Origin of the sequence: Oscillatoria sp. FACHB-1406 (assembly GCF_014698145.1) — a bacterium.
Taxonomy (GTDB): domain Bacteria; phylum Cyanobacteriota; class Cyanobacteriia; order Cyanobacteriales; family Spirulinaceae; genus FACHB-1406.
Map to the genome: position 1 here is coordinate 76,519 of NZ_JACJSM010000014.1, position 12,298 is coordinate 88,816.

The 12,298-nt window shown below is 50.9% G+C and carries 9 protein-coding genes; 5 read left to right on the forward strand and 4 right to left on the reverse strand.

All coding sequences use genetic code 11. The features are described from left to right. Positions 1-393: 393 nt before the first annotated feature. Both H6G50_RS14740 and H6G50_RS14745 read right to left on the reverse strand, forming a co-directional pair. Positions 394-3,615, reverse strand: a complete 3,222-nt coding sequence (locus H6G50_RS14740; protein ID WP_190717551.1) for an alpha-mannosidase — start codon at positions 3,613-3,615, stop codon at positions 394-396. Between the two features lie 50 nt (positions 3,616-3,665). After that, entirely contained in the window at positions 3,666-3,998 is a 333-nt protein-coding gene (locus H6G50_RS14745; protein ID WP_242032837.1) for a hypothetical protein, read from the reverse strand. A 197-nt stretch (positions 3,999-4,195) separates the two neighbouring features. On the opposite strand from H6G50_RS14745, the gene folD reads away from it, so the two are divergent. Together folD and H6G50_RS14755 are read left to right on the forward strand one after the other, a co-directional pair. Then, a complete protein-coding gene (gene folD, locus H6G50_RS14750) occupies positions 4,196-5,065 on the forward strand; it encodes a bifunctional methylenetetrahydrofolate dehydrogenase/methenyltetrahydrofolate cyclohydrolase FolD (protein WP_190717553.1) in 870 nt (289 codons plus the stop codon). A gap of 190 nt (positions 5,066-5,255) precedes the next feature. Continuing rightward, a complete protein-coding gene (locus tag H6G50_RS14755; protein ID WP_242032838.1) occupies positions 5,256-5,438 on the forward strand; it encodes a hypothetical protein in 183 nt (60 codons plus the stop codon). 19 nt (positions 5,439-5,457) lie between these two features. Here the strand turns inward: H6G50_RS14755 and H6G50_RS14760 are convergent, their stop codons facing one another. Both H6G50_RS14760 and H6G50_RS14765 read right to left on the reverse strand, forming a co-directional pair. Continuing rightward, on the reverse strand, positions 5,458-6,444 hold the full coding sequence (locus H6G50_RS14760) for an SPFH domain-containing protein (protein ID WP_190717556.1): 987 nt from the start codon (positions 6,442-6,444) through the stop codon (positions 5,458-5,460). A gap of 41 nt (positions 6,445-6,485) precedes the next feature. Beyond that, positions 6,486-6,917: an NfeD family protein gene (locus tag H6G50_RS14765; protein ID WP_190717558.1), complete on the reverse strand. Its 432-nt coding sequence runs from the start codon at positions 6,915-6,917 to the stop codon at positions 6,486-6,488. A 211-nt stretch (positions 6,918-7,128) separates the two neighbouring features. On the opposite strand from H6G50_RS14765, the gene H6G50_RS14770 reads away from it, so the two are divergent. From H6G50_RS14770 to gpmI, 3 genes are all read left to right on the forward strand, one after another. After that, positions 7,129-9,027, forward strand: a complete 1,899-nt coding sequence (locus tag H6G50_RS14770) for a protein phosphatase 2C domain-containing protein (protein ID WP_190717560.1) — start codon at positions 7,129-7,131, stop codon at positions 9,025-9,027. Positions 9,028-9,065: 38 nt separating this feature from the next. After that, positions 9,066-10,349, forward strand: coding sequence for an amino-acid N-acetyltransferase (gene argA / locus H6G50_RS14775; RefSeq protein WP_190717562.1), 1,284 nt, complete (start codon positions 9,066-9,068; stop codon positions 10,347-10,349). A gap of 318 nt (positions 10,350-10,667) precedes the next feature. Next, positions 10,668-12,266, forward strand: a complete 1,599-nt coding sequence (gene gpmI / locus H6G50_RS14780; RefSeq protein WP_190717564.1) for a 2,3-bisphosphoglycerate-independent phosphoglycerate mutase — start codon at positions 10,668-10,670, stop codon at positions 12,264-12,266. Positions 12,267-12,298 lie beyond the last annotated feature (32 nt).

The window sequence follows — 12,298 nt, forward strand, 5'->3', positions numbered from 1 at the left end:
TGGTATCAGTAGGCGGCAGTTGTAATTAAATAAAATGCGAGGAGGGCGGTTTTTTATTTCTAGATCGCTCTTATAACCACAGTTTCAGCTAAACCCGCCCCGACAGGTCTTGTTAACTTTTTTTATGCCCCCCTACTTATACCAATTCTCATTGATTTTGCACGATTCCCGAAGAGGGCATAACATTGTTCATTAGTGTCAACTTAAGCACGAGTGTTTGGTATAGCGTCATCCCAGCCCTCACCCCCCCGACCCCCCTCTCCCAATTTTGGGCGAGGGGGGAGAAGAATTCTCTCTTGCTCCCCTCTCCCAGGGTTGGGAGAGGGGCTGGGGGTGAGGGCGATTCCACTTTCTGAGTGGGGTTTCACGTTAAGTTGACATCAATGAACATTGTTATGCCCCTACGACGAAAAATTTAGTGCATTGTAACTGAGAATTGGTATTAATGCTAGGAGGTAAAGTCAAACTGTGGCTGACGACTTGCCACGGCTGAATTGTTGTAGCTTTGCCGCGTTCTCTCTCTAGTAAATCGACGGCGGCATCCACCGTTAAGTTGAAGGGAGTCGCGATCGCGATTTCTGCCGCTTGACCGCAACATTCATAGCAGCGCAAAATATAAGCATCGGGACAATCTTCCGCCCGTTTAAACGCCATCAATACCAAGTTTTCTGCCGAGAGATCGAGTAAACTCGCGACGGGCGGTAAATCGGTTAAATCGTCGGTTTGTCCCACTCCAAAGAACACTTGTAACGGTTGATTGAGTTCGTAGCCGCGACGTACCGTTTGCGCGTCTTTCCAAGAACCCGCATGGGGGTAAACTGCGTAAGTAAACTGATGCAAACCGCGATCGGCATCGGCATGAGGCCACATGGAAGCCCGCAGTAACGTCAGGCGCAACTGCTGCGGTTGCACGTCGTAGCCATATTTGCAATCATTGAGTAAGCTCGCGCCGTAGCCCGCCGGTGAAGTTAAATCCGCCCATTGCAACGCCGGAACTTCCCATTTGGCTTTCTCGGCGGGGGTTTGCGGTTGGGTTGGGCGATCGATCGCACCGCAGGGAATTTCAAAGGTTGCGAAGTCTGCTTCGAGGTTGAGGGGGAAGGCGGCTTTCACGAGAACGTGACGTTCTTGCCAATCAACGGTTGTGGCAATGTTAAGGACTGGCGAATGCGTATCGAGAATGTAGTCTTGGGTGAATTGGGATTGGTTGAGTTGGCGGATGACGCGCAGGCGTTGGCGAAGGTTGCCGCGTTCTTGCCACGCGATCGCGATTAATTGGGCTGGCGGTAGGGGATGCTGCGCGTAGTTGGGGTCGATATTCCACGCATCCCAATATTGTCCCTCATCTTGGAACGCTTGCAGTTGGTTGCCCGCCCCGTTAAGGACTTCGCGCTGGTGGATTTTGTCGAAGATGCGATCGATGTCGCCGGTTTGGGGATTAATAGCGACTTTTAGGATTTGATTTTCGAGGATAAATTCACTAACGTTTTCGCTTGCGATCTCCCTCTTATCCTCCTTACTCAGTCCCCAAAAGAGACGATAACCGATCGCGGGAATTTCTTCAGCCAGAAAAATTATTCCCTGTTCGCTTCGTTGCACCGGAAGTTGCTGCCCTTCGGCGTTATAAATTTCCCAGTCCGTCCCGTCGCTTGGCAGTTCGACGAGGTGGGAACGTTCCCAGTTGAGGGAGTTGAAGACGAGGAGGGGTTTAGCGTCGGGATGGGGCGGCGGGGGGAGGATAATGCGGGATGCGATCGCCCTCCAAGCTTGTTGTAAGATCGTTTCCGCGATCGCGATCGCTTCTTCCCAATCTCGATTCGCGCGCACGAACACTTCAAGAATCGAGGTTCCGGGTAAAATATCGTGGAACTGATTGAATAAAACCTTTTTCCAAGCCCGTTCGATCTCAGCTTGAGGGGCAGAATTAAGTGCTTTTTCTTCTACATTTTTCTTGGATTTCTCTGCTTTCTGGTTAACTCCGACGCGATCGATAATTTCCGCCAGCGTTGACCATAACTCCGCCCGATATAATAATGCTTCGCAACGGCGATTGTAGCGTTTTTGGTCGGCATGAGTCGTATAGCAACCGCGATGGAATTCTAGATATAATTCATCGTTCCAAACCGGCGCAGTCGAGGCAATTTTTTCGCGACAGGACTGTAAATAGCCTTCTGCGGTGGTAAATTCAAGACGCGGGAAAAACGGAGAATGTCGCCAACGCTGCTGCACTTCCAGCATATCGCGACTCGGCCCGCCGCCCTTATCGCCCACTCCCGGCAACCAGAAACTCTCCTGCAATCCCGTTTGCGCCTCCCAACCCGCCGCGTAAGCACTCATTACCCTCGGATTGGTATCCATTACGCCCTCGCGATTGGGCGGCGACATCAACGTAAAAATTTGACTGCCATCCGGCGACTGCCACCAAAACGCCCCGTGAGGAAACTCAGTGGTGTCGTTCCAATGCAGTTTTTGCGTTACAAAATATTCAATTCCCGCCTGCTGCAAAAATTGCGGCAATTGCCAACAAAATCCAAAACTATCCGTCAGCCACGCCACCGCCGCTATTTTACCGAATTTCTCTCGGGTGTAACGCTGTCCGTAGAGCAGTTGGCGCGCGATCGATTCCCCCGAAATTAAATTCATTTCCGGCTCGACCCACATCCCGCCCAAAACATTCCAGGATTCGTTTCTAACAGCGGCTTGAATAGCTTCAAAAAGTTGCGGACGATTGTTTTCGACCCATTCATATAGCGCGGGGCTAGTATGGCAAAAGGTAAGGTCTGGGAAGTCTTTTTGTAAGTTCAAAACTGACTCAAAGGTGCGCTGGGAAACGTCCCAAGTTTCTTCAAGCTCCCACAACCAGGCTAAATCTAGATGGGCGTGAGAGAGTATTTTGATGCAGCGTTCTTTGAGGCTGGCGGCGTGGGGTTGTAAGGTACGACGCAGGCGATCGAGAGAGGCATTGAATTCGGGTCTATTGCTAGTTTTTGTAACGTCGATTGGCTTTAAGGAAGTAGCAAGAATCGGTAAGTTTTCCGGTTGAAACCTTTGCCAGTATTGATGTAAAACTGTGAGTTCGTCTGCAATAAAAGTTGGATCGAGGCGAGGGTTATTTGGGTTTATCGGATAATCCGGAACTTCATAGATGAGCGTCGATTTCATCAACCCTCCGATATCGTGACCGGGGCTAATTAAGCGCAGAGCAACGATAAATTCTTCACCGGGGATTGCAGATGGTGTTAATAAAATTCTGACCGAAGATTCAAAGAGATCGCCTTCTTGAACGAATTGACCGTTAACGAAGATTTTGACATTCTCTGCCCACCAAACCAAGCTCAAACGCAGGGAAAATCCGGTTATTGGATACCTTTGTAAATCGTGGGGAATAACGAAGCGTTGCGCCAGCCAACAAACTTTTTTCCCAGCTTCCCAGACGATATAATCTTTAGGATTGAGGGTAACAGTTTGCCAAGTTTCGGGTTGAATGGGGGGACAACTGCGTTCCGCGATCGCGAAATCTTGGAAGGAACAATACCAAGAATTTTGTACGTCGGTTTGGGTTAACTGACGCAAGCGATCGAGTTGAGCGGTAATTTCTTTAGAGAGGTCTTGCATTACAGGAACGACCGAGGAATTCTATCATTTACCATTCATTATTCATTATTCTAAGCATGAAGCGCGATCGCGTGCCGAACCGTATAGCCCAAACCACTCATCAGAATCAGCAAGAAAAGCAAGGCGATGAGGGCAACCGGCGTTAAGCGAGGCGACGACGACTCAATCCAAATTTCCCGCACGACTAAAGAGATTGAAGCGCCGATGCTATAGCTCAAACTCAACACAATATAAGGCCACTGCTGCCAACTGTGCCAAATCAAAGCTAAAACTAAAAGTAGGGCGCTGGCTAAAAAAAGCATAAAGGATTCGACAAAACGCGGGGGATGTTCCTGACTCAGACGCAGAACGGACTGCCAACTCAACCGCCATAATCTCATCATCTTTAACACCCTCAGATCGCGCTGTTTCTAATCTGTAGGATAACTCGCCAGGACTGCTATCCGCGATCGCACTCTCAAACGACTCGTGAAATATTTTTGAGATCTGAAGATTTGCTCGGAGAGATACACTAAGCTATGTTCGACGCGCAAGCGCACTCGCGCTAAATTCCCGAATTAGTAACCCCCAAAAACGCTCAATGCCCGCTCGAATTTTAGACGGAAAAGCCCTCGCTGAAAAAATCCACCAAGAATTACGCGATCGCATCGCCGCCCTGCAACCCCAAATTGGCCGTCCGCCGGGACTTGCGGTACTCATGGCGGGCGATAACCCGGCTAGCGCTGCTTACGTTCGCAACAAAGAACGCGCCTGCACGAAAGTGGGAATTGCTTCCTTCGGGCGGCATTTCCCCACCGAGACGACGCAGGAGGAATTGGAAGACGCGATCGCCGCCTGCAACCAAGACGAACGCATTGATGGTATTCTCGTTCAATTACCGCTACCCGCTCATCTCGACTCCGTAGCGCTTCTCAACGCGATCGCGCCCCACAAAGATGCAGATGGCTTGCACCCCGTTAACCTCGGACGCTTGCTGCGCGGCGAACCCGGACTTCGCAGTTGCACCCCAGCGGGCGTAATGCGAATGTTAAAGGAAGATCGCATCGAAGTGGCTGGCAAACAAGCTGTCGTCGTCGGACGCAGTATTTTAGTCGGAAAACCGCTGGCGATGATGCTGCTGGCTGAAGATGCTACCGTCACCGTCGCCCATTCCCGTTCCCACGACTTAGCCGCCATTACCCGCAGCGCCGATATCCTCATCCCAGCGGTGGGCAAACCGGGACTGATTACCGCAGAGATGGTTAAACCGGGCGCAGTGGTGGTGGATGTCGGCATTAACCGTATTGAAGACGCATCGGGAAAAGCGCGCTTGGTGGGGGATGTAGACTTTCAAGCCGTCAAAGAGGTGGCAAGCGCGATCGCGCCCGTTCCCGGCGGAGTCGGGCCGATGACCGTGGCTATGTTATTGCAGAATACCGTATTGAGTTACCAAATAATTTGTAATTCGTAATTCAGAATTAATGCTTCAATTCCTTGAGGGAATAAGCCTTTACCTTTAGTTGGGGCGATCGTTACGAATTGCGAATTATTTGAACTCAGTGAAACTGCATCGAATTCTCATTGATTTTGCACGATTACCCAAGAGGGCATAACAGTGTTATGCCCCTACGGCGACAAATTTAGTGCAAAACTTGTAGGAAATGGTATTAGCTCAAAGAGTCCATCATTGCAACAGTTGCGGCTATACCACAAATCGAGATGTGGCAGCCGCGCAAGTGGTGAAAGAAAGAGGATTAAATGCGGTCGGGCGGATCGCATCAACGCTCGTTGAGGGGAAAGATATCGGGGTTGGGGTCTATGCCCCTTCTAGAGTCTCCCTATGATGCGAGAATCCCCGCTCCTTTAGGACGGGGAGTTGTCAACTGCTTGATGCAAGCGATCCTGCGGCGGGGAAACCGAAGAAACCCCATTTTCTCCGATTTTTCCACCGACCACTGCTTGCACGCCTTCCAGGGTAGACATCATGTTGCGCGGATCCATAAACATGACCTTACTGCTGCCGCTACTGCCGATAGTTTTGCCCATTTCTAGATAGTTTTGCGCTAACAGAAACTGTAATGCTTCTCTAGCTTTAGGATCGGTTCTCAGTTTTTCAGTGACGAGATCCAGCGCGCGGGCGGTGGCTTGCGCTCGCAGGACTTCCTGCTGTGCGTCGGCTTCCGCTTTAAGGATAGCGGCTTTTTTAGCGGATTCGGCTTGCAGGACTTGCGCTTCGGCTTTCCCCTTAGCAGAGTTGACGGCGGATTCGCGTTCGCCTTCTGAGGTAAGGATGGCGGCGCGCTTTCTGCGTTCGGCGGCCATTTGCAATTCCATCGAATCCTGAACCGCTTTAGAAGGAATAATATCGCGCAACTCAACCCGCGTCACTTTTACCCCCCAAGGATCGGTTGCTAAATCGAGTTCGCGCAGGAGAATTTCGTTGATTTCGCTGCGGGCGGTGAAGGTTTGATCGAGTTCGAGTTTGCCCATTTCAGCGCGAATTTGCGTCAGAACGAGGTTAACGATCGCGTCGCGCAAATTCTCGACTTTATAGTAGGCTTTGTACATATCCATGATGCGCCAATAAACCACCGCATCGACGCTAATCCCAACGTTATCTTTGGTAATACACGCTTGAGCGGGAATGTCAAGAACTTTTTCGCGAATGGTTTGTTTGTAAACGATTTTGTCGATGAAGGGGACGAGTAAGTTTAAGCCCGGGCCGAGTTTGCGATTGTAACTACCCAAACTTTCAACGAGACATTCATCCTTTTCATTAACGATTTTGACGGAACCTGCAAGGGCAGAACCGCCTAGGGCTAAGAAGATTAAGAGTAGAAATTGTTGCATAATCTTTGAGGGGCAATAAAGTTTTGAAAAGTGTTGAGCGGTTATGAATTCAAAATATTTTGGGGCATTACGATTAAAGTGTTGCCTTCGCGTCCGATAATGTAGACGGGTTCGGAAGGCGCGATCGCGCAGTTCTCATCGCCGCATCTCGCCCGCCAAGAATTCCCCTCATACAACACGCGCCCTGCCTTTCCCGGCGGAATTTCAGTGAGGGTTTCGCCGCAGCGATCGTCCCCAGAGGCTAAGTTAGAGGGTTTGGGCGAGAGGAAGCGCCGCGTCAAAACGACGAACAGGACGGAACAAAGCAGCCACAAAGCGATTTGCAGCGTCAAAGAACGGAACCGCAAAGACACAATAGCAACGAGAAAGGCGCTCAGCCCCATCATGAATTCAATAAAGGCTGTGGGAAAGAAAAGTTCCATCAAACAGAGGATGGCTCCAGCAAGCGCCCACAGTAGTGTAGGATCGGACATAACTTTCACTTCCTTACTCCTTAGCCTACACGAGGGATAGAAATGATTCCCGAAAAAGTTAGAAAGAATCTATCTGTGAGGGGGCGATCGGGAGAGGGATATTGAGTCTACCTAATTTAAATGCCCCTTAACTTAACTCACCACTCACAATTTATCATTCATAAATAACTACTCACAATTCATAATTCATAATTCATAATTCATAATTTTTATGAACTATCTTTGGGTTCCAAACCCCACGGCTGCTAAACATTTATATCCCCAACAAGTGGGCAATCGCTTCCAAGTCCTCGCCCCACAAATTTGGCAAGATTTGCACCCCGATCGCGCCCTACCCACCCCCGAGCCGCTCCCTAACTCGCTCGCGCCCTATTTGCACCTGTTTCCCCAACGCCTGCACGTTCCTGAAGTCTACGGTTTATTACCGATAGACGGCGAAGAATTATTGTTGCTGAGTAACGTTCCCATCGATCGCCAAGGGAACTTTTATCCGATGCTAAGCGAAATGTGGGCGCAAGCATCGGTAACGCGGCAATTGTACTGGTTGTGGCAAATTCTCAACCTCTGGACTCCGTTGAGCGAACAGGGAGTTACTTCGAGCTTGCTGATTCCGGAAAATCTGCGCGTGGAAGGATGGCGAGTGCGCTTGCGACAACTTTTTAGCGATCGCGCGGCGCGAGAAGAGTTTGAGTCGGCGCGTTCCTCAGCCGGGGGCGTTGCAGTTATCGGCGCTTCCTCCCGCGTCTCCTTAGCCGCGCTGGGCGAAAGCTGGGAATCCCTCGCCAGTTCGGCGCGCCCAGAAATTGCTTCGCTGCTGTCGGAAATAATTGCCGGATTAAAGATCGAAGGCGTACCCTTTGACAGCATTGCCGATGCCCTCAACGAACTCTTACTCGATCGCGCTGCCAAACAGCCCTTGCGGGTGCGCGTAGCGGGCGGGAGCGATCGCGGCCGCATTCCCAGCCACAATGAAGATAGTTATTATCCCACCAGCGCCGATCTCGGCATCGACAGCCACAACGTTCCCGAACGCCTCACCTCTCACTTACTCGTCATCTGCGATGGCATTGGCGGACACGAAGGCGGCGAAGTTGCCAGCCATATCGCCGTACAATCGATCCGGTTGCAAGCGCGATCGCTCCTCGCCGAACTCGACGAAGATCCCAAAGTCATGACCCCCGGATTGGTGCAGGATCAGATTGCTGCTACAATTCGCATTGCCAACAACGCGATCGCCGCGCGCAACGACCAACAGAAACGCGAAGCCCGCCAGCGCATGGCTACCACCCTCGTCATGGCGCTACAACTCCCCCAAAAAATCGCCTGCTTCAACGGGGAACCCGCCAACGGACACGAACTCTACATCGCCCATGTCGGCGACAGTCGCGCCTACTGGATTACGCCCAACTACTGCCAGCAACTCACCGTTGACGACGACATCGCCTCGAGGGAAGTCCGCCGAGGGCGCAAACTCTATCGAGAAAGCCTCACCATTTCCGGTGCAGAAGCCCTAACCCAAGCCCTCGGAACCCGCAGCGGCGAATCCCTGCGTCCCACCCTCCAGCGTTTCATCATCGAAGAAGACGGCGTATTGTTGCTGTGTTCCGACGGAATGAGCGATGGCGACGTGCTAGAAGAAGCATGGCAAACTTATATTCCGCCCGTCATTCGCGGTCAAATTTCCCTCGAATCAGCCGTAGAAGGGCTAATTCGTCGCGCCAACGAAAAAAATGGTCGAGATAATATCTCCGTCGTTGCCGCGCACTACAGTGTTGCCGCTCAACCGTCCGTCCTCGTTAATCTCGCCGAACTGCCCAAAACCGAAGCCTCCGAACCGATTCAAGTCGGCCTTGAAACGCCCCCCGAACAGCCCGAAACCGAAGAAAAAGCGGCAGAAACCGAGCCAATTTTAATGCCAGAACTGGACATTGAAGAGGAACTGAACAGCGAAAAATCCCCCGCTTATTTAGAGGGATTGCGTTGGGGCATTAAAGGATTGCTTTTAGCACTTTTAATCGGTGTTTTAGTCTTATTAATGCGCTGGTCGATCGATTCCAAAGATAAGACCCAACCCTCACCGACGGCTCCCGTCCCAGAAACGACGAATTAATTCGTCGTTTGTAATTCATAATCATAAGTAACGAGGATATGGAAACGGTAAAGGATGGCAACCGCGTTGCTTTTTTTCGTGAAGCGGCTCCCTATATTCACTCTCATCGCGGCAAAACTTTCGTCGTTGCGTTCGCCGGTGAGGTTGTTAATAGCAGCCAGTTTCAGCAAATTTTGCAAGACCTGGCGATTGTCTCTAGCTTGGGTGCAAGGCTGGTGTTGGTGCATGGCACGCGACCCCAAATTGACAAGCGCCTTCACCACAATAATGTGCCGATTCATCTTCACAAGGGTATTCGCGTCACGGATATGCCCGCCTTACTTGCCGCACAAGAAGCGATCGGTTTTACCCGGATTCGGATTGAAAATCTTCTGACTCATATCTTAAATCAACCTTCAGTTTCCAGCGACGGATTGGGGATTATCTCTGGCAATTTTATGACGGCCCGTCCGATGGGAATCCATGATGGCATTGACTATGGTTTTACGGGTTTGATTCGCAGAATTAATCATGCTTTGATTCGGCAACAGCTAGAAGCAAATAACATCGTTCTCTTGTCGCCGATTGGGTATTCTCCGACTGGAGAAGCTTACAATTTATTTTACGAGCACGTTGCAATTGCGGCGGCAAAAGCCCTCAGCGCTGATAAATTAATCTTTTTTAGTCACCAGTCCTTAGATTTACCCCCAGAACTGACGCTCGATGAAGCGAAAACCTATCAGCACGCTCTCCTTCCTGCTGCTATTGAAGCGCTGGAGGCGGGTGTCGAGCGGATCCATCTGCTGGATGCGACGATCGATGGTGCTTTGTTAGTAGAACTTTACACGCGCGATGGCATGGGCAGCACGATCTCTGCCGAGCAGTTCGAGTGCCTGCGGGCTGCAACTGTCGAGGATATTAGCAGTATCTTAGATGTGATTCGCCCCCTAGAAAATGGAGGCACGTTGGTTAAACGCTCTCGCGAACATCTGGAGATGGAAATTCAGAACTTCCACGTTATTACTCGCGATCGCCAAGTTATTGCCTGTGCGGCCCTGTATGATACCGATAATGTTGAAGTTGGCGAGCTAGCCTGTTTGGCCGTTCATCCAGATTATCGCGGCGGTAAGCGAGGCGACAAGCTGCTCGGACATATTACTCGGTTGGCGCAAAAGCAAGGTAAAACCAAGCTTTTGGTACTGACAACTCAAACCACCGACTGGTTTCGAGAACGTGAATTCACCAAGGGAAGTATTGAAGAACTGCCCGATAACAAAAAGTCACTGTATAACTATCAGCGAAATTCACAGATTTTATTCAAGCAAATTGCAAGATGCTCGTGAGGTTTTGTAAGCTTGCGAATACGTTACGGTTGCAATCGAGCGAATAGACATCTCCAGAAACCCCCATTTTTGTACAGCCTATCAAGGGTTTTAAGGTGATTTTCGGAGATGTCTAATGTCTATGACCCGCAAAGATACTTTAGAAGGAGATCGTCCTAAATAAGGTGGGGTAGAATGGCGGTATTGATACCGCGCATGACGTTCCAACGTCGAGCATACTGTTAAAAAATTCAAGAAAAAGGCTAAAAGGAGCCGATCGAGCTAGACAGCAATGGTATCATCAAGGCGGCGACGTTTACATAACTTAAGGTAAGAATTATGAGACAAGCACCTGTATCTCCGGTGGTGCTGGTGATTCTGGATGGCTGGGGCTACCGGGAAGCAACAGAGGCCAATGCGATCGCGCTAGCTAACACGCCTGTCATGGACAGTCTTTGGGCAGCCTATCCAAGAACCTTAATCCGTGCCTCGGCTAAGGATGTGGGATTGCCAATCGGTCAAATGGGTAACTCCGAAGTGGGTCATCTCAATATCGGTGCGGGGCGGATTGTCCCGCAAGAGTTAGTCCGCATCAGCGATGCAGTGGAAGATGGTTCCCTGCTCGAAAATCCTACTCTCGTACAAACTTGTCAGAAAGTGCGCGCCTCGGGGGGCAAGCTCCACCTTTTGGGGTTGTGTTCGGAAGGCGGGGTGCATTCCCACTCGCTCCATTTGCTAGGTTTGCTGGATCTCGCAAAATTACATGGTATTGGCGATGTCTGCATTCACGCTTTCACCGACGGTCGCGATACCCCTCCTACTGATGGGATCGATGCGCTACAAGCGATCGAAGACCATATGGCCAAGATTGGGATCGGACGCATTGCTACGATTAGCGGTCGTTACTATGCAATGGATCGCGATCGCCGCTGGGATCGCGTGCAAAAAGCCTACGAGGTGATGACGACCGATGGCGTGGGCGATGGACGCAGCGCCGTGCAAGTCTTAAAAGATTCTTACGAACGCGAGATTACCGATGAATTTATCGAACCGACGCGGATCGCTCCCGGCGCAATTGCCCCCGGCGATGGCGTAATCTTTTTTAACTTCCGCCCCGATCGCTCCAGACAACTGACCGCAGCTTTTGTCAAGCCGGATTTCAACGGTTTCGAGCGAAAATTCATTCATCCCCTCGAATTCGTTACCTTCACCCAATACGATGCCTCTCTCTCGATCCCCGTCGCCTTCCCGCCCCAAAGTTTAACCAACATTCTCGGCGAAATTATTGCCCAGCACGGGCTGCGGCAGTTTCGGACGGCAGAGACGGAGAAATATCCCCACGTCACCTACTTTTTCAACGGCGGTTTAGAAGAACCGTTCCCCGGAGAAGATCGAGAATTGATCCCCAGTCCGATGGTTGCAACTTACGACAAAGCGCCCGCTATGTCTGCCGATAAGGTGACGCAGGCGGTTTGCGGCGCGATCGACAAAGGAATTTATTCTTTCGTTGTCGTTAACTACGCTAACCCCGATATGGTGGGGCATACCGGCAAACTCGATGCAGCGATTCGCGCGATCGAAACGGTCGATCGCTGTTTGGGCAAATTGCTCGAAAGCGCCAGTCGGATGGGCGCAACCGTGCTGATTACCGCCGATCACGGCAACGCGGAATATATGCGCGACGAAGAAGGCAACCCTTGGACTGCGCACACCACCAATCTCGTTCCTTTGATTCTCGTTGAAGGGGAAGGGCGGAAAATTCCTGGCTACGGTACTGAAGTTCAACTGCGAGATGACGGACGTTTGTGCGATCTCGCCCCGACTATCTTAGATATTCTCAACTTACAGCAACCGAAGGAAATGACCGGACACTCGCTCTTAGCTCCCATCGAGCTTGAAGTCCGAGCCAATCGCACGCCCTTGCGCGTTGCTCTTTGAGCGGCAAACCTCAGCCAACGAATGGCACTGAA

Bases quoted from the DNA above. Each gene is read 5' to 3' on its own strand.
- H6G50_RS14740 (WP_190717551.1), bottom strand. From the start codon at position 3,615: ATGCAAGACCTCTCTAAAGAAATTACCGCTCAACTCGATCGCTTGCGT.
- H6G50_RS14745 (WP_242032837.1), bottom strand. From the start codon at position 3,998: ATGATGAGATTATGGCGGTTGAGTTGGCAGTCCGTTCTGCGTCTGAGT.
- folD (WP_190717553.1), top strand. From the start codon at position 4,196: ATGCCCGCTCGAATTTTAGACGGAAAAGCCCTCGCTGAAAAAATCCAC.
- H6G50_RS14755 (WP_242032838.1), top strand. From the start codon at position 5,256: ATGGTATTAGCTCAAAGAGTCCATCATTGCAACAGTTGCGGCTATACC.
- H6G50_RS14760 (WP_190717556.1), bottom strand. From the start codon at position 6,444: ATGCAACAATTTCTACTCTTAATCTTCTTAGCCCTAGGCGGTTCTGCC.
- H6G50_RS14765 (WP_190717558.1), bottom strand. From the start codon at position 6,917: ATGTCCGATCCTACACTACTGTGGGCGCTTGCTGGAGCCATCCTCTGT.
- H6G50_RS14770 (WP_190717560.1), top strand. From the start codon at position 7,129: ATGAACTATCTTTGGGTTCCAAACCCCACGGCTGCTAAACATTTATAT.
- argA (WP_190717562.1), top strand. From the start codon at position 9,066: ATGGAAACGGTAAAGGATGGCAACCGCGTTGCTTTTTTTCGTGAAGCG.
- gpmI (WP_190717564.1), top strand. From the start codon at position 10,668: ATGAGACAAGCACCTGTATCTCCGGTGGTGCTGGTGATTCTGGATGGC.